18 protein-coding genes, 1 tRNA gene and 1 pseudogene are annotated in these 20,170 nt (G+C 66.3%); 9 read left to right on the forward strand and 11 right to left on the reverse strand.

The features are described from left to right. Positions 1–7: 7 nt before the first annotated feature. Positions 8–3,120 (forward strand): annotated as a pseudogene (locus ACQ66H_RS02825) (efflux RND transporter permease subunit). Then, complete coding sequence (locus ACQ66H_RS02830) at positions 3,117–4,559, forward strand: efflux transporter outer membrane subunit (protein ID WP_430432724.1); 1,443 nt, start codon at positions 3,117–3,119, stop codon at positions 4,557–4,559. The pseudogene ACQ66H_RS02825 and the gene ACQ66H_RS02830 overlap by 4 nt, the downstream one beginning before the upstream one ends. Before the next feature lie 6 nt (positions 4,560–4,565). Here the strand turns inward: ACQ66H_RS02830 and ACQ66H_RS02835 are convergent, their stop codons facing one another. After that, positions 4,566–5,147 carry a bactofilin family protein gene (locus tag ACQ66H_RS02835; protein WP_304005444.1) on the reverse strand — a complete coding sequence of 194 codons (582 nt, stop codon included), beginning with the start codon at positions 5,145–5,147 and terminating at the stop codon, positions 4,566–4,568. 352 nt (positions 5,148–5,499) lie between these two features. Here ACQ66H_RS02835 and ACQ66H_RS02840 point away from each other — a divergent pair, with 352 nt between their 5' ends. From ACQ66H_RS02840 to ACQ66H_RS02855, 4 genes are all read left to right on the forward strand, one after another. Then, complete coding sequence (locus ACQ66H_RS02840; protein WP_430432725.1) at positions 5,500–6,897, forward strand: HAMP domain-containing sensor histidine kinase; 1,398 nt, start codon at positions 5,500–5,502, stop codon at positions 6,895–6,897. Then, positions 6,887–7,369 (forward strand): hypothetical protein, encoded by a 483-nt coding sequence (locus tag ACQ66H_RS02845; protein ID WP_430432726.1) that lies wholly within the window; start codon positions 6,887–6,889, stop codon positions 7,367–7,369. The genes ACQ66H_RS02840 and ACQ66H_RS02845 overlap by 11 nt, the downstream gene beginning before the upstream one ends. Continuing rightward, entirely contained in the window at positions 7,366–8,742 is a 1,377-nt protein-coding gene (locus tag ACQ66H_RS02850; RefSeq protein WP_304005453.1) for a sigma 54-interacting transcriptional regulator, read from the forward strand. The genes ACQ66H_RS02845 and ACQ66H_RS02850 overlap by 4 nt, the downstream gene beginning before the upstream one ends. A gap of 183 nt (positions 8,743–8,925) precedes the next feature. Next, the gene (locus tag ACQ66H_RS02855; RefSeq protein ID WP_430432727.1) at positions 8,926–9,270 is read left to right on the forward strand and encodes a BON domain-containing protein; all 345 of its coding nucleotides are present in this window, start codon (positions 8,926–8,928) and stop codon (positions 9,268–9,270) included. A 20-nt stretch (positions 9,271–9,290) separates the two neighbouring features. On the opposite strand, the gene ACQ66H_RS02860 is transcribed toward ACQ66H_RS02855, so the two are convergent. Both ACQ66H_RS02860 and ACQ66H_RS02865 read right to left on the reverse strand, forming a co-directional pair. After that, on the reverse strand, positions 9,291–10,061 hold the full coding sequence (locus tag ACQ66H_RS02860) for an MBL fold metallo-hydrolase (RefSeq protein ID WP_430432728.1): 771 nt from the start codon (positions 10,059–10,061) through the stop codon (positions 9,291–9,293). 161 nt (positions 10,062–10,222) lie between these two features. Continuing rightward, positions 10,223–10,301: transfer RNA gene (locus ACQ66H_RS02865), tRNA-Ile, on the reverse strand. Positions 10,302–10,377: 76 nt separating this feature from the next. On the opposite strand from ACQ66H_RS02865, the gene ACQ66H_RS02870 reads away from it, so the two are divergent. Further along, on the forward strand, positions 10,378–11,538 hold the full coding sequence (locus ACQ66H_RS02870; protein WP_430432729.1) for an alkaline phosphatase family protein: 1,161 nt from the start codon (positions 10,378–10,380) through the stop codon (positions 11,536–11,538). Between the two features lie 39 nt (positions 11,539–11,577). On the opposite strand, the gene ACQ66H_RS02875 is transcribed toward ACQ66H_RS02870, so the two are convergent. The 5 genes from ACQ66H_RS02875 to rpsU form a co-directional block, all read right to left on the reverse strand. Further along, positions 11,578–12,009, reverse strand: coding sequence for a CBS domain-containing protein (locus ACQ66H_RS02875; RefSeq protein WP_430432730.1), 432 nt, complete (start codon positions 12,007–12,009; stop codon positions 11,578–11,580). A 57-nt stretch (positions 12,010–12,066) separates the two neighbouring features. Then, the gene (rpoD, locus tag ACQ66H_RS02880; RefSeq protein ID WP_430432731.1) at positions 12,067–14,088 is read right to left on the reverse strand and encodes an RNA polymerase sigma factor RpoD; all 2,022 of its coding nucleotides are present in this window, start codon (positions 14,086–14,088) and stop codon (positions 12,067–12,069) included. 181 nt (positions 14,089–14,269) lie between these two features. Next, positions 14,270–16,039 carry a DNA primase gene (gene dnaG, locus ACQ66H_RS02885; protein ID WP_430432732.1) on the reverse strand — a complete coding sequence of 590 codons (1,770 nt, stop codon included), beginning with the start codon at positions 16,037–16,039 and terminating at the stop codon, positions 14,270–14,272. An 11-nt stretch (positions 16,040–16,050) separates the two neighbouring features. Beyond that, the gene (locus tag ACQ66H_RS02890) at positions 16,051–16,506 is read right to left on the reverse strand and encodes a GatB/YqeY domain-containing protein (protein ID WP_430432733.1); all 456 of its coding nucleotides are present in this window, start codon (positions 16,504–16,506) and stop codon (positions 16,051–16,053) included. A gap of 113 nt (positions 16,507–16,619) precedes the next feature. After that, complete coding sequence (gene rpsU, locus ACQ66H_RS02895) at positions 16,620–16,832, reverse strand: 30S ribosomal protein S21 (protein WP_008061479.1); 213 nt, start codon at positions 16,830–16,832, stop codon at positions 16,620–16,622. 129 nt (positions 16,833–16,961) lie between these two features. Between rpsU and tsaD the strand changes: the two genes are divergently transcribed. Further along, positions 16,962–17,972: a tRNA (adenosine(37)-N6)-threonylcarbamoyltransferase complex transferase subunit TsaD gene (tsaD, locus tag ACQ66H_RS02900; RefSeq protein WP_430432734.1), complete on the forward strand. Its 1,011-nt coding sequence runs from the start codon at positions 16,962–16,964 to the stop codon at positions 17,970–17,972. Positions 17,973–17,978: 6 nt separating this feature from the next. Here the strand turns inward: tsaD and plsY are convergent, their stop codons facing one another. After that, on the reverse strand, positions 17,979–18,596 hold the full coding sequence (gene plsY, locus ACQ66H_RS02905) for a glycerol-3-phosphate 1-O-acyltransferase PlsY (protein ID WP_430432735.1): 618 nt from the start codon (positions 18,594–18,596) through the stop codon (positions 17,979–17,981). A gap of 63 nt (positions 18,597–18,659) precedes the next feature. On the opposite strand from plsY, the gene folB reads away from it, so the two are divergent. Beyond that, positions 18,660–19,019, forward strand: coding sequence for a dihydroneopterin aldolase (gene folB / locus ACQ66H_RS02910; protein WP_019915410.1), 360 nt, complete (start codon positions 18,660–18,662; stop codon positions 19,017–19,019). Here folB and ACQ66H_RS02915 read toward each other — a convergent pair. Next, positions 18,958–19,509, reverse strand: a complete 552-nt coding sequence (locus ACQ66H_RS02915) for a methylated-DNA--[protein]-cysteine S-methyltransferase (protein ID WP_430432736.1) — start codon at positions 19,507–19,509, stop codon at positions 18,958–18,960. The two genes, folB and ACQ66H_RS02915, sit on opposite strands and share 62 nt — an antisense overlap. Continuing rightward, positions 19,506–20,087, reverse strand: a complete 582-nt coding sequence (locus ACQ66H_RS02920; protein ID WP_430432737.1) for a chalcone isomerase family protein — start codon at positions 20,085–20,087, stop codon at positions 19,506–19,508. The genes ACQ66H_RS02915 and ACQ66H_RS02920 overlap by 4 nt, the downstream gene beginning before the upstream one ends. Positions 20,088–20,170: the final 83 nt, after the last annotated feature.

Genomic DNA, 20,170 nt, shown 5'->3' on the forward strand with positions numbered 1-20,170 from the left:
CCCGCACATGGCCCGCTTCTTCATCAATCGCCCTATATTCTCGGGCGTCATATCCATCGTCATCATGATCGCGGGCCTGGTGGCCTCGCTGTCGTTGCCGATCGCGCAGTACCCCGAAATCTCGCCGCCCACGGTCATCGTCACGGCGACCTATCCGGGCGCCAACTCGGAAACGCTGGCGCGCACGGTGGCGGCACCGATCGAGGAGCAGCTGTCGGGCATCGAGGGCCTGCTGTACTTCAACTCGACCTCGACCTCGAACGGCACGGTCACCATCACGCTCACCTTCGAGGTGGGCACCAATCCGGATACCGCGCTGATCGCCGTGAACAACCGCATTTCGGTGGCCGAGTCGCGGCTGCCGGAAGACGTGCGCCGCTCCGGTCTGGTGGTGCGCAAGCGCTCGAACAACCTGCTGATGATCGCCGCGCTGAAGTCACCGACGGCCAGCGCGACACGCTGTTCCTGACCAATTACGTGCAGGTGAACGTGCTGGAGGAACTGCGCCGCCTGCCGGGCGTAGGCGACGCCCTTGCCTTTGACGCACCGTACGCGATGCGCGTCTGGCTGAAGCCGGACGTGATGGCACGCCTCGGCATCACGACCACCGAGGTGGCGGCCGCCATCCGTGTGCAGAACGCGCAGAACGCAGTCGGCCGCATCGGTCAGGAGCCGGTCACCAACGGCCAGCAGCTCACCTACACGGTGACCGCCAAGGGCCGCCTGCTCGACATTCCGCAGTTCGAGAACATCATCCTGCGCGCCGACGGGCCCGGCGGCGTGGTGCGCCTGAAGGACGTCGCCCGCATCGAACTCGGTGCCGAGAACTACGACCGCACGACCAAGGTGAATGGCACGCCGGTGTCGGGTATGGGTGTCTATCTGCAGTCGGGCGCCAACGCGCTCGACACCGCCAAGGCAGTGCGCGCCAAGCTCGACGAACTGTCGCAGCGTCTGCCCGAAGGGACTGAATTCATCATTCCGAACGACACCACACGCTTCATCAGCGAGTCGATCAAGGAGGTGGTGCATACGCTGGCCGAGGCCACCGTGCTGGTCGTGCTGGTGGTGTGGGTGTTCCTGCAGAACTGGCGGGCCACGCTGATTCCGCTGATCGCGGTGCCGGTGTCGCTGGTCGGCACCTTCGCCGGTCTGTGGGCGCTCGGCTTCTCGATCAACACGCTGACGCTGTTCGCGATGGTGCTATCGATCGGCATCGTGGTCGATGACGCCATCGTCGTGCTCGAGAACGTCGAGCGCCAGATGCGCGAGCACGCGCTGCCGCCCAAGGAGGCGTCGATGGCGGCGATGCGCGAGGTGTCCGGCGCGCTGGTGGCGATGGTGCTGGTGCTGTGTGCGGTGTTCGTGCCGGTCGCCTTCCTCGGCGGCATCGCCGGTCAGCTCTACCAGCAGTTCGCCGCCACGGTGGCGATCTCGGTGACGATCTCCGGCGTGGTCGCGCTGACGCTGACGCCTGCGCTGTGCGCGCTGATGCTGAAGGAGCACGAGGGCGAGGTGAAGTTCTTCCGCCCGTTCAATCGCGGCTTCGAGTGGCTTACCCGGCTGTACACCGGCACCGTGGGCGCCACGCTGCGCCACCGCGTGGTGGCGACGCTGCTGGTCCTGCTGCTGTTCGCCGGCGCCGGTTTCATGTTCCGCGTCGTGCCCGGCGCCTTCGTGCCGTCCGAGGACCAGGGCTATCTGTTCGGCTTCGTCACGCTGCCCGACGGCGCTTCTGCCGAGCGGACCGAGGTGTCGTTCGAGAAGATCCGCCGCGTCATCAACGACCACCCGGCGGTGGAGAACGTGTTCATGGTGCGCGGCATGGACTTCATCACCGGCAACAACCGGCCCAGCGTGGCGATGACCTTCGTCGTGCTGAAACCATGGAAGGACCGCGCGACCACGGCCGACGACCTGCAGAAGGTGATCGCCGCCGAAGGCATGAAGCTGACCGACGGCATGGGCTTCATCTTCAATCCGCCGCCTATCCAGGGCCTGGGTGCGGCCGGTGGCTTCGAGGCCTATGTGCAGGCGCGCGAGGATTCGGATGCGCGCAAGCTGGCCGCCATCACCGGCCAGCTGATCGCCGAGCTGAACAAGCGGCCCGAGCTGGTGGACGTGAAGACCTTCTTCCGCGTGTCGTCACCGCAGCTCGCTGTCAACGTCGATGAGCCGAAGGCGCTGTCGCTGGGCATTCCGCTCGACGCGCTGTATTCGACGCTGCAGGCGACGATGGGCACGCTGTACGTGAACGACTTCAACCGCTCGGGCAAGACCTACAAGGTGCAGCTCGGCGCCGACGCGCCCTACCGGATGAAACCGGAAGATCTCGGCAAGCCCTACGTCCGGTCGAGCTCCGGCGCGATGATTCCGCTGTCGGCGGTGATCAGCGTGCGCACCGTGGTCGGACCGGAAATGGTCGAGCGTTTCAACGGCTTCGTCGCCGCCAAGATTCTCGGCAACGCCGCGCCCGGCCGCAGTTCGGGCGAAGGCATTGAAACGGTGGAGGAGGTGGCGCGTCAGGTGCTGCCGGCCGGCTACACGCTGGAATGGGTGGGCCAGGCCTACCAGGAGAAGCGCACCGGCATCACCTCGGTGCTGGCGCTCGGCTTCGGCATCATCATGGTGTTCCTGATCCTGGCCGCGCAGTACGAGCGCTGGTCGCTGCCGCTGGCGGTCATCATGGCCATCCCGTTCGCCATCCTCGGTGCGCTGCTGGCGGTATGGATGCGCGGTATGCCGAACGACATCTACTTCCAGATCGGTCTGGTGGTGCTGGTCGGTCTGGCGGCGAAGAACGCCATCCTGATCGTCGAGTTCGCGCTGCAGAAGCAGCAGGAAGGCATGGACGCCATCACCGCCTCGCTGGAAGCTGCAAGACTGCGCTTCCGCCCGATCTGCATGACGGCGCTGGCCTTCATCCTCGGCGTGGTGCCTCTGGTCACCGCCACCGGCGCTGGCGCCGCGGCGCGCCGCTCCATGGGTACCGGCGTCTTCGGCGGCATGCTGGCCGCCACCTTCATCGCCACGATATTCATTCCGATGTTCTACAGCTGGATGGCCGGCCGCAAGGCGGCGCGCCGCAACGACGGCCCGGCCGACGAGGTGACCGCATGATGCCCGCCGCCCTGAAAACGCCGCTCGCGCTGACCTGCGCCGCGCTGCTGTCCGGCTGCATGGTCGGCCCGGACTACGTGCGCCCGACGGTCGATCTGCCGGCACAGTACGCGCCGGCTCAGGACGCGGCGCCCGTCGCCGTCGCGCGGGGCTGGTGGAAGCAGTTCAACGACGACACGCTGAACGCCCTGATCGAGCGGGCGCTGGCAGACAACGCCGACGTGCAGCGCGCCGCGGCCCGGATCGAACAGGCCGATGCGCTGCTGCGCGAAGCCGGTGCGGCCCTGTTCCCCGACGTCGGCCTCGAAGCCGGCGCCAGCCGCTCGCGTATCAGTGGCGTCGGCGCGCCTATACCGGCCGGTGCGCCGCTCTATCGCAACAGCTTCCAGACCGCGATCTCGACCTCGTTCGAACTCGACTTCTGGGGCAAGCTGCGCCGTGCCAGCGAGGCGGCGCGCGCGCAGGCGCTCGGTACGCGGCACGCGAAGGACACGGTGGAGCTGACGCTGGTCAGCCAGGTGGTCGGTGGCTATCTGAACCTGCGCGCGCTCGACGCCCAGCTTGTGCTGTCGCGCGACACGCTGGCCACGCGGCGCGAGAACGTGGACATCCTGCGCAGCCGTGTCGAGCGTGGCCTCACCAACGAACTGGAACTGCAGCAGGCGCTGGGCGCGGTCGCGGCAATCGAGGCGCAGATCGCCGATCTGGCGCGCAGCCGCGGCATCGCCGAAAACCAGATCGCGCTGCTGACCGGCCATCTGGGCATGCAAATTGAGGCCAGCGACCTGCGCAGCCTGCCGCTGCCGCCGTTGCCGCCGGCCGGCTTGCCGTCGTCGCTGCTCGACGCCCGTCCCGATGTGCGACAGGCGGAGGCGGAACTGGCGTCGGCCAACGCGCAGATCGGTGTCGCCAAGGCGGCGCTCTATCCGTCGATTTCGCTGACCGGCAACTACGGTTCGCAGAGCCGCGAATTGTCTGATCTGTTCAGCGGCCCGGCCAATATCTGGTCGCTCGGCGTTGCACTCGACCTGCCGCTGTTCGACGCTGGTCGCCGCAGCGCCCGTGTCGATCAGGCCACGGCGCAGCAGAAGCAGGCGCTGGCCGGCTACGTGTCGGCCATCCGTAACGCCTTCACCGACGTGCGTGACGCACTGGTCGCTGCCGAACGTTACGCGCAGAGCGTGAGCGCACTGCAGGCGCAGGCCGACGCCGCGGCACGCAGCCTGCAGCTGGCGCAGAAGCGCTACGACGCGGGCTACTCGCGCTATCTCGAAGTGCTGGATGCGCAGCGCACCGCCAACGAGGCATCACTGGCACTGGTGCGCGCACGCCAGGGGCAACTGGCCGAAGTGGTGAACCTGTACGCCGCGCTCGGCGGCGGATGGGGTGAGGAGGCTGTGGCCGCGCCGGACGACGCCGCAGCGCCGTCCGTCCGCTGATCCGCTTCAACCGGCGAGCGCGGTCAGCGATCGCGGCTCGTCGGCTTTGCGCTCGACCGGCTTTTCCTTGCCGGCGCTGGCCAGCGATTTAATGTCGCCGGAAATTTCGCCGCCTTCCTCGATATGGATCTTGCCGTAGCGGATCTTGCCGCTGACGCGGCCGGTGGCATGGACGATGAGTTGTTCGCGCGCGGTTAGTTCGCCGTCGAAATTGCCGTGGATTTCCGCCACGTCGATGCTGACGGTGCCGGAGTAGGCGCCGTTCTCGGCGATGCGGATGACGCGGCTGTCCATCGTCGCTTCGACCCGGCCTTCGACCACCAGCGTGTCGCAATCGAGAATTTCGGCGCCACGCAGTTTCACGTCGGGGCCGACGATGAGGCGGCTGCCGTGGGTGGGCGAGGGCTCGATCGCTTCCGGCTTCGACGGCTGCGGCGCCGGGGTGTCGCGCTGCGGCGACAGTGCGGCCGGCGACGGCGTCGTGCTTACCGTCATGCCGCTGCCGGACGTGCCGCCGCCGCCCGGTCGTATCGTGCGCGGCAGCGTGGATTCGGTGGATTTCGGGAACAGGCCGGGCTTGTTGAACATGTCTTCTCCTTGAAAGTGGCTCGCACCGTGCGGCACGGCGCGCACCGACTGTTCGCAAATCGTGTGCCTGGTGGTGAATCTATTATTTGATCAATGAGTTACGTACTTCCGTTCGACCTTTCCCGGCACTTCAGCAGCGAATCCCCGCGATTCTGTCGCCGCAGCGCGACAGTCGGCTGCGTGGAAGCGGGCGCGGCGCCCATCAAGACGTGCGCTGGGCCCTGTCGTCGAGTGGCGACACACCGCCCGGGCGTTGCGGATTTAACGTTCTGTTGCATTCCATTACCGGACCTTACCGCGGCCCGCGTCCGGGCTGCCTAGACTCGGACGTTCACCGGAAATCCTTCGACTCATGCCTCATGCATCCTTCCGTACCACCCTGCTGCTGACCGTGCTGCTGATCGCCGGCGCGCTCGGTGCCGCAGCAGCAAGTGGCTGGATCATGCTGCAGGACTTCGCCCGCGCCAGCCGCGAGGCGGGCAGTGGCGCATTGAATCTGACGTCGGCGATGCAGCAGATCGACGAGCGTTCGCTCGACATGGCGCGCAGCGCGCGTCAATACGCCGTGCTGCGGGACGACGGTTTGCGTCGCCGCTACGTTGAGGCTCAGACGCAAGCGCTGGCCTCGCTGGCGACGATGACCGCGAGCTTGCCGCAGATCGCGCCGCACGCGGACACGTGGCGACGCACCGAAGCTCAGTTGCGCGCCGTGTTCGACCAGCCCGCCGAGGCCGCCGTTGGCGACGCGTTACCCGATCTCGCACCGATCAATGATCGCCTTGCCGCCGGCGTGCGTGAGGCCATCGATGGCCGCAATGCGGCGCTGCTCGATACGCTGGAGTCGAGCCGTGACACCCTGGCGACGCAGGTGCTGGCGGCCATCGCCCTCGCGCTCCTGCTCGCGGTGGCCACCGGCTGGTGGATACTGCGGCCGCTTAAGCGTGTGGAGCAGGCGATTGCGCGCCTCGGCGAAGGACAGTTCTCGACGCCGGTACAGGTCGGCGGCCCGGCCGATCTGCGCCGCCTCGGCGAGAAGCTCGAATGGCTGCGATTGCGGCTGGCCGATCTTGAAGCGCATCGCAATCGCGTGCTGCGCCATGTGTCGCACGAACTGAAGACGCCGCTCGCGTCGCTGCGCGAGGGCATTGCGCTGCTGCAGGACGGTGTGACAGGACGGCTCAGCGACGAGCAGATCGAAGTCAGCGGCATACTCGACGCCAATGCGCGCGCGCTGCAGGAACGCATCGAACAGCTGATCGGCTACAACGCGACGCAGTTCGACGCCCGCCACCTCGAACTGAAGCCGACCGCGCTGCGTGCGCTGGCGCGCGAAGTGGCGGCCGACCTCAAGCTGCAGGCGCAGGCCAAGGACATCCGTCTCGACGTCAGCGGCTATGCGCCGCCGGTGCGCGGCGACGCCGCCAAGCTGCGCATCGCGCTCACGAACCTCTTGGCCAACGGCATCGCCTTCAGCCCGCACGGTGGTACGGTGCGGCTCGAACTGAGCAGCGATGGCGGCACCACGCGCATCGACTGCATCGACGAAGGTCCGGGGGTCGCGCCCGACGAGACCGAACGCATCTTCGAACCCTTTTTCCGCGGCAGCCGCCGCGCACCGCGCCCGGACAAGGGCAATGGCCTCGGACTGGCCATCGTGCGCGAATTCATCGCCGCGCACGGCGGCCGGGCACTGGTGCTGCCAGCCGAGCGCGGTGCCCACTTCAGGATCGAATTGCCCCATGCCAGCTGACGTCCGTGTGACCCGTCTGATCCCGATCGCGCTTGCGCTGTCGCTCGTTGCCTGCGCTGGCGTGAAGCCCGTGCCATCCGCGCCGGCGGCGGCCGAAGCGCCGCAGCCGGCGGCGCTTGAAACACAGACCAATACGGCGGAACGCCAGTTGCAGCAGGCGATGCAGGCGGCGCAGCCGCGCGGCGGCAATCTGATGCGCGCACGCACGCTGCTGGAGGCGCTGGTCGCCTCCAGCAGCGACGAGGCACGGGCCGTGCAGCCGTATGCGAAATCGCTGCTCGAACAGGTGATCGAGCGCCAGCGCCTGGACGCGGCCAACGTGAAGCTGACGCAGCAGCTCGAACGCAGCAGCCAGCAACTGAAGGACAGTCAGGCGCGGGCGGACGAACTGCAGCGCAAGCTCGACGCGCTGGCCGACATCGAGCGCAGCCTGCCGCCCGCGCGCATTCCGTCGCGCGGCGTACCGCGGTGAGGGCGGACGGGCAGCACCGTCTGCTGCTGGTCGACGACGACACCGATCTGCTGCGCCTGCTGTCGCTGCGGCTCAAGGCCAGCGGCTATCGTGTCAGCACTGCCGAAACGGCCGAGGCGGCGCTGACGCGACTGGCGGTAGAGCGCTTCAGCCTGGTACTGAGCGACGTGCGTCTGCCGGACCGCGACGGGCTCGCGCTGTTCGACGATATCCGTGCGCAGCACCCGGCGCTGCCGGTCATCCTGCTGACCGCGCACGGCAGCATTCCCGATGCGGTGGAGGCGACCTCGCGCGGCGTCGCCGGCTATCTGACCAAACCTTTCGACAGCGCCTCACTGCTCGATCGCATCGCTCAGGCGCTGTCGCACGCCGCTCCGGCCGGTGCGGTGACGGCGATCGACGCTGGCTGGCGTGATGGCTTCATCAGCCGCAGTGCGCGGATGGAGTCACTGCTCGACGAGGCGCGGCTGGTCGCTGCCTCCGATGCCAGCGTGCTGATACGCGGCGACAGCGGAACTGGCAAGGAATTGCTGGCGCGCGCCCTGCACCGCGCCAGCCCGCGCGCGCAGGCGCCTTTCGTCGCCATCAACTGCAGCGCGATACCGGACGCGCTGCTCGAATCCGAACTGTTCGGCCACGAACGCGGCGCCTTCAGCGGCGCGGTCGCGCGCCACACCGGGCTGTTCCGTGCAGCGCACGGCGGCACGCTGTTTCTCGACGAGATCGGCGACATGCCGCCGGCGCTGCAGGTGAAGCTGCTGCGCGTCCTGCAGGAGCGGGCGGTACGGCCGGTCGGCGCGACGCAGGCCGAGCCGGTTGATGTGCGCATCGTGTCGGCCACCCATTGCGATCTCGACGCGCTGCTCGCGCAGGGGCAGTTCCGCGAAGACCTGTATTACCGCATCAACGTGGTCACGCTGACGCTGCCTCCGCTGTCCGAGCGGCGTGAGGACATTCCGTTGCTGGCCGAGCACTTCCTGCGCACGCTGGCAAAGAAGTACGGCAAGCGCTTGCGCGGCTTCGCGCCCGACGCGCTGGAAGCGCTGGCGACCGCGCACTGGGCCGGCAACGTGCGGCAGCTGCAGAACGTGGTCGAGCAGGCGTGCGCGCTGGCCACTACGCCACTGGTGCCGCGCGCGCTGGTGGATCGCGCGCTGCGTGTGAAGCCGATGGAGGCGTTGGGCTACGCCGAGGCGAAACAGCGCTTCGAGCGCAATTACCTGGTGCAGCTGCTCAAGCTCACCGCCGGCAACGTGACCGACGCGGCGCGCATCGCCGGCCGCAACCGCACTGAGTTCTACCGCCTGCTGCAGCGCTACGACCTGAACCCCGGCCTGTTCCGCGGCGATGTCGCCGAGATGCGACAGGCCTGACCGGCGCGGCGCAAGGGGTTGCGGTCCAGTGTCGGGCGCGCGTCGCCGCAGCCCGACGCGCAGTGTGTGCCGCACCGTCCAAGTATCTGAATTCAAAGGCAGGCGAGGTGTGGCATGGCGTGTGCTGATGCGGGCACTCCCACCGGCCGGAGTACGCCGTTAAAACAGATACGGAGGCAGACCATGATCACCCGCCAGTCCATTGCGACCCTGCTCACCACGACCGCAATCGCCTATTCGATCTGCTCGCCCGCGCAGGTGGCCAGTCTGGTCGCCGCCACGCAGGCGACGCTGCGCGATCCGGTCACCGACGATCGCGACCGCGGCCTGCAGGAGGCGATCAAGGGCGCACTTGGCGGCGACGAGGCCTTGAGCGGCTGCTATGTCGCGGTGAGCGCCCGTGACGGGCGCGTCACCTTGAGCGGGGTCGTGCGCGACGCGTCGCAGCTGGCGCGCGCGCTGCAGACGGCGATGGCGGTACCCGGTGTGCGCGCTGTTGACAACGCGCTGGAAGTGGCTGGACGCTGAGTGCGCTCCGACGCGCCCGTTCAGGGCGCCTTGTAGTGCGCCTGCGTCATCAGGTTGACGCCGCAGGGCAGGTTTTCTATCCAGTCAACGAAGCGCTTCACCATCGCCTTGCCCTCAAAGCGGGCGCCGTGCTGCGGCACGATCATGTCGATGTCGAGTCCGCGCACCATGCTCGCCCAGTAGCGGCAGATCTTGTTCGACACCATGTAGCGGCGATGGAAGCCGAACATGTGAGGAATGTGTGCGTCGAAATCGCTGACCGGCGGCAGCGCTTCGCTGTGACCGATCATCGAGGCGCCCATGTCGCCGGAAAACAGGATTTTCGACACCGGGTCGTAGAACTGGAAATTGCCTTCCGAGTGCATGAAGTGTGCGGGCAGTGCCAGCATTTCCATGCCGCCAAGCGGAATCCGCATGCCTTCGTCCGGGATCGGGATGATGCGTGCCGTGTAGTCGCGACCTGTCGTGAAATGCGGCAGGAAGCGCGCCCACAGCTTCGAAATCATCACCTTGCACGAGGTGCTGACCATCCATTTGTTCATCGACGCGATGATGTCCGGGTCGGCGTGCGAGGCGAGGATGAGATCGAGGTCCTTCGACGGGAAGTAGCGCTGCATCGACATCATCAGCCCGGTGTAGGTCATGTTGCCGCCGGGGTCGATCAGCGCGCCGTGTTCGCCGTCCACCACCAGGAACTGGTTGCACTGCACCGCATGGTCGGCGCCTTCGTCGACCAGATCGTAGAAGGCCAGGCAGACGTGCTTGCCGTTGTTGAACAGTTCGACTGCCATTGCCCATCACCCCCTGCCGAAATGCCGACTGATTACCAAGGCGACAGTGTGCCGCAAATCGGCGGGCTTTTAGGCGCCGGCAGCGGGGGGCTTGATGACGATCAATGGGCGGGCGCCCGGAGCGATGGGCCCCAGCCGTCTGCGGGCTGGGGCGGGCGATCTGGTGGGCCCCCTGGGAGTCGAACCCAGCACCAACGGATTATGAGTCCGCTGCTCTAACCAAGCATGAGCTAGAGGCCCGGAAGGGAGCGGTACTATAGCAAAGGGGCGCCGTATCGGGGCCTGCGGAGCGGGTTTCGGAGGAGGGTGCCGGACGATGTGGCCGGATTTCGAAGGTGGGTCGATCGTCAACCTGATGCAGGATGTGCTGCGCGCATGCGGCGGCGAGCGTGCCGGCGCGGGGTTGCGCGAGGTGGACGCGTCAGCCTGGCGTTCCGCGCGCAGCGTCGTGTTGCTGGTGCTCGACGGCGTCGGCATGAAGCAGCTCGAACTGCTGCCCGAGGACAGCTTCCTGCGCCGGCACTGCATGGCGACGCTGACTTCCGTGTTCCCGTTGACCACCGCGGCGGCCATCACCACTTTCATGACAGCCCGGTCGCCGGCGGTGCATGGGCTGACCGGCTGGCACCTGCGCTGTACCGAACCGGGCCTGGATGGCCGAGTGCTCGCCATCCTGCCGGTCACACCACGTGGCGACGGCGATCTGCCCTGTTCGCAGGAGGAGGTGCTGGCGCGCGTGTGCCGGGCGCCGTCCGTGTTCGCGTCGCTGCCGGGTGCGTCGCAGGTGATTTCGCCCGCCGACATTGCGCATTCGCCGTTCAATACGCTGCACAGTGCTGGCGCCGAGGTTGTCGCCTATGCCGGACTCGAGGGCATGCTCGCCGCATTGACGGGCGCGCTGCGCGCACCGTCGCCGCCTGGCTACATCTACGCTTACTGGCCGGACTTCGACCATTGCGCCCACGTGCGCGGATGCGCCTCCGAAAGCGCGCGCGCACTACTGTGTGCGGCCGATGCCGCGCTGGCCGACTGGGCCACGACACTGGCGGGCTGCGGCGTGCAGTTGCTGGTGACGGCCGACCACGGCTTCATCGATGCGCCCACGGAGCATCTGATCGAACTCGAGCAGCTGCCGTCGCTGGCCGACTGTCTCGCCGGCCCGCTGTCGGGCGAGCGGCGCGCCGTGTTCTGTCACCTCAAACCCGGGCGGGCGCGCGATTTCGAACGCGCGCTGCAGGCCCTGGACCGCGCCTGCATCCCGTGGCGATCGAGCGATCTCGTTGCGGCCGGGCGTTTCGGGCCGGGCGAACCTCATCCACGCCTGCTTGAGCGCATCGGTGACTACACGCTGGAAATGAGGGCGGACTGGACCTTGCGCGACACCGTACCGGGCGAACGTCTGCACCGGCTGATCGGCGTGCATGGGGGCACAAGCGAAGCGGAAATGACGGTGCCGCTGGTGGGGAAGGTGCTCTGAAAGACGTACGGGAGCGCGTTCGCGCTCCCGCCGTGAAGATCAGCTCGCGATGTAGCTTTCGAGCTGCTTGATCAGGAACTGCTGGTACTCGATCGTTTCCTTGACCATGTCACCGATGGAGATGACGCCGACCAGCGAACCTGCGGTGTCCAGCACCGGCAGGTGACGGATGCGCTTGTCGCTCATCAGCTGCATCGCCTGGTTGACCGTCATGTCCGGCGTCACGTGGATGAGCTTGCTGGTCATGATGTCGCGCACCGGCGTGGTGGCGGAGTCCTTGCCCTGCAGCACGACCTTGCGCGCATAGTCGCGCTCGGAAAAGATGCCGGCCAGCGCACCGTTGTCGGTCACCAGCACGGCACCGATGCCGCGATTGGCCATCACGCGCAGCGCGCTGATGACCGTGTTGTCCGCTTCGACAGTCGCGATCGGACCCTGCTTGCTTTCAATCACCTGAGCGATGGTCTTCACGGTAGGCCTCCCTGTTGTTTTCCGTGACGATGGGGTCGCTCAAGTTTCACACGAAAATCAGGTTTCCGTGTCGAGGAAGCTGCGCAGTTTTTCGCTGCGCGACGGGTGACGCAGCTTGCGCAGCGCCTTCGCTTCGATCTGGCGGATGCGCTCGCGCGTCACGTCGAACTGCTTGCCGACCTCTTCCAGCGTGTGGTCGGTGTTCATTTCGATGCCGAAACGCATGCGCAGCACCTTGGCTTCCCTCGGCGTCAGGCTGTCCAGCACTTCCTTCGTGATGTCGCGCAGGCTGGCGAACAGGGCGGCGTCGGTCGGTGCCAGCGTCGCGGTGTCCTCGATGAAGTCGCCCAGATGGGAATCGTCGTCGTCGCCGATCGGCGTTTCCATCGAGATCGGCTCCTTGCTGATCTTCAGGATCTTGCGGATCTTCTCTTCCGGCATTTCCATGCGGATGGCCAGCGTCGCCGGATCCGGCTCGGCACCGGTTTCCTGCAGGATCTGGCGCGAAATGCGGTTCATCTTGTTGATCGTTTCGATCATGTGCACCGGAATGCGGATGGTGCGCGCCTGATCGGCGATCGAACGGGTGATGGCCTGACGGATCCACCAGGTCGCGTAGGTCGAGAATTTGTAGCCGCGACGGTATTCGAACTTGTCCACCGCCTTCATCAGGCCGATATTGCCTTCCTGGATCAGGTCGAGGAACTGCAGGCCGCGGTTGGTGTACTTCTTCGCGATCGAGATCACCAGACGCAGGTTGGCCTCGGTCATCTCGCGCTTGGCACGGCGCATCTTGGCTTCGCCGGTGGACATCTGCTTGTTGATGTCCTTCAGTTCCTTCAGCGGCAGGCCGATGCGGTCCTGGATGTCGATCAGCTTGCCCTGTTCCTCGATGATGGCCGGGGCGGCACGCAGCAGCTGCGCGCCATTCGACTTGGCGGCGGTGATTTCGCCCTTCAGCCAGTCGATATTGACCTCGTTGCCCGGGAACACCTTGATGAAGTGGGCGCGCGGCATATTGCCCTTGTCCACGCACAGTTCGAGGATCTTGCGCTCGTGCTTGCGTGCCGATTCGACCATGTTGCGCACCGAGTCGCACAGCTTCTCGATCATGCGCGCGGTGAAGCGGATGTTCATCAGCTCGTCCGACAGCTGCTTCTGCAGCTTCAGATAGGTCTTGTCCTGCGAGCCTTTCTTGTCCAGCGTGGACTGCATCTTGGTGTACAGCGCGCGGATGCTTTCGAAACGCTCCAGCGCGTCGGCCTTGAGCTGGATCAGCGATGCGCTCATCGCGCCCCCTTCGCCGTCCTCGTCCTCTTCGTCGCTGTCCTCGTCCTCTTCGTCGGCCGCTTCGGCGCTGGCGGCCGCTTCTTCCTCTTCCTCGACCGCGTTCGGGTCGATCAGGCCGTCGATCAGTTCGTCGATGCGCATTTCTTCGCGCGCGACGCGATCGGCCATGTCGAGGATTTCGGCGATGGTCGTCGGGCAGGCGGAAATCGCCTGGATCATGTGGCGCAGGCCGTCCTCGATGCGCTTGGCGATCTCGATCTCGCCCTCGCGCGTCAGCAGTTCGACCGTGCCCATTTCACGCATGTACATGCGCACCGGATCGGTCGTGCGACCGAATTCGGATTCGACCGTTGACAGCGCCTGTTCGGCTTCCTCTTCGACTTCCGACGCATCGACCACGGCCGGCGCGTTCTCGCCCATGAGCAGGTCTTCCGAAGCGGGCGCTTCGTCGAAGACACGGATGCCCATGTCGTTGAAGGTCGAAATGATGGATTCGATCTGCTCGGCGTTGACGATGTCGTCCGGCAGGTGATCGTTGATTTCGGCGTAGGTGAGGTAACCGCGTTCCTTGCCCAGCGCAATCAGCGTCTTCAGACGGAGGCGACGCTGATCGGCGTCCATCGGCAGGGCGTTCGCTTCGGCGGAACCCGCCTTCGCTTTCAGATCCTTGGCTTTGGCGTCTTTGGCGGCCTTTGCACCGCGGGCGGTGACGGGCTTTGCGGCTGCAACAGGCTTTTCTGCGACTTCAGCCTGCTTGCGTGTATCCTTCGACTTGTCCTTGGCGACCATGTATATCCTCAGATCTGCGTGTAACCAGCGGCGAACCCGGCAAGGCAAAACCCTCACCGGATTGCCGTCCGCCTGCGCACAGGACCCCGTCGTACCGGGCCGGCAATGAGCCCGACCTATGTAAGCGGTTGACAGGGAAAACCCGTCATTATACCCGTTTTAGGGGTTAGCTTCTCGTCTTTCAAGTCCGCGCCTTCTCCCTGAGCAGACGGCCGAGTTCGGCCTGTTGCTCTGCGGTCAGTGGCGCCTGGCGACTGAGCATCGTCAGATGATTGATTGCGCGGGAAATTCCCGTCTTCCGCAGATGCTGCAGCGTGTCGTCGAACATGTGCGTCAGCGCGCCCTCGTCAGCCGGGTCGTCGATCGCCGCGGCGACCGCGTCCTCGATCAACGGTCCGTGCGGGCCGTCCCTGAAGTACTCGACCAGTGCGGCCGTGTTGCCAGCATCGACGTCGCCATGGTCGATACAGTCGGCGATCGCCTGCACCGCCCGCAGCCAGGGGTCGTCGTCGATGTCTTCCAGGTGGCCGACCTTGCTGCCGAGCGCGGGGCGCTGCATCAGCATGCACAGCAGCTTGCGTGCCGGCGTCGTCGGCGCGACACGCGGTGCCGCTGGCGCCGGCGGCGCGTTGTAGCGGCCAATGCGGCGCGGCATGCGCAGGCCGCAGGCTTCGGCCAGCTCCTGCGCCGACAGCCCGACTGCCGGCGCCAGCAGGTGCAGCAGCTGGGTGCGTAACGCACCGGCAGGAATCTGCGTCACCAGCGGCTTGGCTTCGTTGATGAACTGGGCGCGCCCTTCGGCGCTGCGCGTGTCGCAGCGCGACTGCAGTTCGTGCAGCAGGTATTCGCTGAGCGGTTGCGCCGACAGCGCGAGCTGACGGAAGCGGTCTGCACCCTGTTCGCGGACGAAGCTGTCCGGGTCGTGCTCGGTCGGCAGGAAGAGGAAGGATGCGCTGCGCCCGTCGCTCAGTTCCGACAGCGCCGATTCGAGGCCGCGCCACGCGGCCTTGCGACCGGCGCGGTCGCCGTCGAAGCAGAACACGATGCGGTCGGTCTGACGGAACAGCTTGTGGATGTGGTCAGGGGTGGTCGCCGTCCCCAGTGTGGCGACCGCGTTGCCGACGCCGAACTGGGTCAGCGCCACCACGTCCATATAGCCCTCGACCACCAGCACGAAGCCGTCGTCGCGGATCGCCGCGCGCGCCTGCGTCAGGCCGTACAGTTCGCGGCCTTTCGAAAACAGCGGCGTTTCCGGGGAATTCAGGTACTTCGGCTCGCCGCGGTCGAGCACGCGGCCGCCGAAACCGATCACATTGTTCCGCGCGTCGAGGATGGGAAACATCACGCGGTCGCGGAAGCGGTCGTAGCGTCGGCCCTTGCTCTGGCCTTCCGACGGCTCGGCGTCGATCACCAGGCCGCATTCGGCCAGCGCTGACGCTTCGTAATCGTCGAAGGCTTCGCGCAGGCCCTGCCAGTCGTCCGGTGCGTAGCCGATACCGAAGCGGGCGGCGATCTCGCCCGAAAGCCCGCGGCCCTTCAGGTATTCGATCGCGCGCGTGCTCTTTTTCAACTGCTGCTTGTAATGCTGTGCGGCGCGCGCCATCACCTCGGTCAGCGACGCCGCCTGCTGGCGGCGCTGCGCCATTTCCGGCGTGAAGTCTTCGCGCGGCACGGTCATGCCGGCGTTGCGCGCCAGTTCCTCGATGGCGTCGGGATAGCTCAGTCCGGAATATTCCATCAGGAAGCCGATGGCGCTGCCGTGCGCGCCGCAGCCGAAGCAGTGGTAGAACTGCTTGGCCGGACTGACCGTGAAGGAGGGGGTCTTCTCGCTGTGGAAGGGACAGCAGGCCTGGTAGTTGGCGCCGGCCTTCTTCAGCGGGACGTAGCGCTCAACCACGTTGACGATGTTGACGCGGTTGAGCAGTTCCTGGATGAAGGACTGCGGGATCATCCCGCCGTCGCTCAGCCGGCGTTGCCGCTCAGCGCGGCCTTCACCAGCGCAGAAGCCTGCGCCATGTCGGTGCGACCGGCCAGTTTCGCCTTCAGCGGACCCATCACCTTGCCCATGTCGGCCGGGCCGGCGGCGCCCACCGCTGCGATCACCTCGGCGATGACGGCGCGTACTTCGTCGGCGCTCATCTGCTGCGGCATGTAGGCGGTCAGCACCTCGAGTTCGAACTTCTCGGCGTCTGCCAGATCCTGGCGGCCGGCGCTTTCGTACTGACTGATTGAATCGCGGCGCTGCTTCAGCATCTTGTCGATCACGGCGGTGACCTGGGTGTCGTCGAGCACGATGCGCTCATCCACTTCCTTCTGCTTGATCGCGGCCAGCAGCAGGCGGATGGTGCCCAGACGCGCGCTGTCCTTGGCGCGCATCGCGGTCTTCATGTCTTCGCTGATCTGTTCCTTCAGGCTCATGGTGTCACTCGCGGCGGCGGTTGAAGGGAAGCAACAAACACAAAAAGCCGAATGCGTCACTGCGCATCCGGCTTTTTGGGTTCAAGCCCTGCAGCCTTGCAGGGCCCGGCGAATCAGTACAGCTTCGGCGGCAGGGTCTGGCTGCGCAGCCGCTTGTGGTGACGCTTCACGGCGGCAGCCAGCTTGCGCTTGCGCTCGGCCGTCGGCTTTTCGTAGAACTCGCGCGAACGCAGTTCGGTCAGCGTGCCAGCCTTTTCGATGGTGCGCTTGAAGCGGCGGATCGCAACTTCAAACGGCTCGTTTTCCTTGACGCGAATACCCGGCATACAAACAGCCCTCAATGGCGCGTCCGCTGCTCGATGTGAGCGGACGCATAACGGAAAGCCGGCGAGTATATCTCGGTGCCGGCGATGTGCCAAGTCCGATTTGCGGGGCGCGCAAGTACAATGCGTCGCATGTGGATACTTGGCATCGAATCGTCGTGTGACGAAACAGGGCTGGCGTTGTACCACGACCGGCGGGGTCTGGTCGCGCACGCCGTGCACTCGCAGATCGATCTGCATCAGGCGTATGGCGGCGTGGTGCCGGAGCTGGCGTCGCGCGATCACGTGCGGCGCATCGTTCCGCTGTATCGCCAGGTGCTGGCCGAAGCCGGCATTGCCGCCGGCGATATCGACGCCATCGCCTACACGGCGGGACCGGGGTTGGCCGGCGCGCTACTGGTCGGTGCGGCGTTCGCCGAATCGCTTGCCTTCTCGCTCGGCAGGCCGGCCATCCCCATTCATCACCTGGAAGGGCATCTGCTGTCGCCGCTGCTGTCGGCCGACCCACCGACCTATCCCTTCGTCGCCTTGCTGGTGTCCGGCGGCCACACGCAGCTGATGCGCGTGTCGGCGGTCGGGGATTATGAAATGCTCGGCGAGACGCTGGACGACGCGGCCGGCGAAGCCTTCGACAAGACGGCCAAGCTGCTCGGATTGCCCTATCCGGGCGGACCGCACCTGGCGACGCTGGCACAACACGGTACGCCGGGGCGTCTGAAGCTGCCGCGGCCCATGCTCGGCAGCGGCGATCTCGATTTCAGCTTCTCCGGGCTGAAGACGGCCGTACTGAATGCGGTGAACAAGGGCCTCGACGAGGCCGGACGCGCCGATCTGGCGGCCGAGTTCCAGGAAGCGGTGGTCGATGTGCTGGTCGCGAAGTCGCTGGCCGCGTTGCGACAGACCCGGCTGAATCAGCTGGTGGTGGCCGGCGGGGTCGGTGCCAACCGGCGTCTGCGCGCGCGGCTCGACGTAGAACTGGCGCAGCGCAAAGGGCGCGTGTTCTATCCGGAACTCGCGCTGTGCACCGACAACGGCGCGATGATCGCCTTCGCGGGCGCGCAGCGGCTGGCAGCGGGCGTAGCAGCGTCGTCGTCGCAACACGCCATCGCGGTACGGCCGCGCTGGCCGCTCGACACGCTCTGAGCGGGGTCAGCCCGCGTTCTGGGCCTTCTTGCCGCCGATGCGGCTTTCGGTGCCATTCATCAGCCGGCGGATGTTGTCCGCGTGGCGCCAGATCAGCAGCCCGGACATCGCGGCAAGCGCGCCGCACACGACGGCAGATTGCGTATACAGCAGGCCGCTGATCGGCGCACTGCATGCAGCCACCAGCGCGGCGAGCGACGAGTAGCGGGTGAGCAGCGCGACCGCCAGCCAGATGCCCAGCGCGATCAGTCCCACCATCGGTTCGGCGGCCAGCATCACGCCAGCTGCGGTCGCCACGCCCTTGCCACCGCGAAAACCCAGCGTGACCGGGAAGACATGGCCGACGAAGGCCGCCACGCCCGCCAGCAGTGCGGCGTTTTCACCCATGCCCAGCGCGCGCACCAGCCATACCGCGACGCAGCCCTTCAGCGCGTCGCCGATCAGCGTCAGCAGCGCGGCCTTCTTGTTGCCGGAGCGCAGCACGTTGGTGGCGCCTGGGTTGCCGGAGCCGTAGGTGCGCGGATCGGCGAGGCCGAACAGCTTGCTGCTGACGACGGCAAAGGGGATGCAGCCGAGTGCGTAACCGAGGGCGATCGCGATGGCGATGCTGAAAGCTGAATTCACGATGGGCGACGGGTCGGACGTAGAATCCGGCAATTCTAGTTCGACACGGGCAACTGGGCAGACATGGACTGTATTTTCATCGAAGGCATGAAGGTGACCGCATCGGTCGGCATCTACGCGCGCGAGCGTGCGCACACGCAGCAGCTGGAGATCAGCATGACCTTCGGCGTGCCCGACGCCGCGGCTCAGAACGACGACATCAACGACACGATCGACTACGCCGAAGTGGTCAATCGCATCCGCGCCGAACTGGCGCAGCGCCATTTCAATCTGCTCGAAACGCTGGGCGAGTTCGTCATCAACATGATGCTGAACGACTTCCGCGCGTCATGGGTCCGGATTTCGATCGCCAAGACCGGCATCATGAAGGACGTGCGTCAGGTCGGCGTGACGATAGAGCGGGGGCGTTCCCCGACAGCATGAATTCGCGCGTCGCGGCCTCGTGCGCGAGCAGCCAGCGCTTGATACCGGGCAGAAAGCCCTGCGTTGCGTGCGCGAAGCCGCCCAGTGCGCCACCCGCGCCGACGATGCGATGACAGGGAATCACCACCGGCAGCGGATTTGCGCCGCAGGCCGCGCCGACGGCACGCGGCGCGGAGCCGATGCGATGCGCCACCTCCCCATAGGTCAGCGTGTCGCCGACCGCGATCTGCTGCATCACCGCCCACACCGCGTTCTCGTGTGCGCTGCCGCCGGGAGCCAGCGGCAGATCGAAGCGATGCCGGGCATCGCGCAGGTAGGCGTCGATCTGGCGTGTGGCTTCGGCCGCCAGCAGCGTGCGCGCTGGTTGCGGCGACTGCGGCGGCAGGAACTCGATCAGCGTGAGTGCATCGTCCGTGGTGCGGATGCCCAGTGCGAAGCCGGGCGCCACGATTACCGCCTCCCAGTCGGCCGCGCCGGAGTCCTTCATCATTGCGCCTGCCTGCCCCCGAGCAACTGCTGCTTCAGGTCGTCCTGGGTCGGCTTCGGGCCGATCCAGATGGCGAGCAGGGCACGGTAGAAATCGTCGCCCTCGACCGTCTTGCTCACCTCCTTGCCGTCGATCACGGCGCGGGTGCCGCGACCGGGCAGCCATTCGAGGCCGATGCGGCTGCCCTTCTTCACCTCCTGCACCGCCATCAGATCGTCAACGAATGCGCGGATGCGCGGCTGCATCGCTTCGAATTCCGCTGGCGGCAGGTTTTTCTTCATGCCCTTGACCAGCGGTTCGGTGAACTGCGTTGCGGAAAAGCTCATCAGCGGCACGATCTCGATACGCTTCGGGCCTGCCGCGGCCATTGCCGCGTCCAGGCTGTCGGCCGGTGCGCCGAGGTAGAGCGCGACGGTGTAGGCCTTGATGATGAAGCGTGTGCGTACGCCCGCGCCGTTCAGCTGAAGTGTGGAATCGGACAGGCGTGTCGTCGGATCGAAACGCGTGCCTTCGACTTCGATGGCCGTGACGACCGGGGAGAGCATCAACATCGACACGAAACACAATGCGCGCAGATTCATGGGGACTCCGTCGGTTTCGGGTCTCGAATTATCCGGCGGACGGGCACTGATCGTGCTCGCGAGATGTGAGAAATGACGGCTTT

This window comes from Methyloversatilis sp. (assembly GCF_965284615.1).
Lineage (GTDB): Bacteria > Pseudomonadota > Gammaproteobacteria > Burkholderiales > Rhodocyclaceae > Methyloversatilis.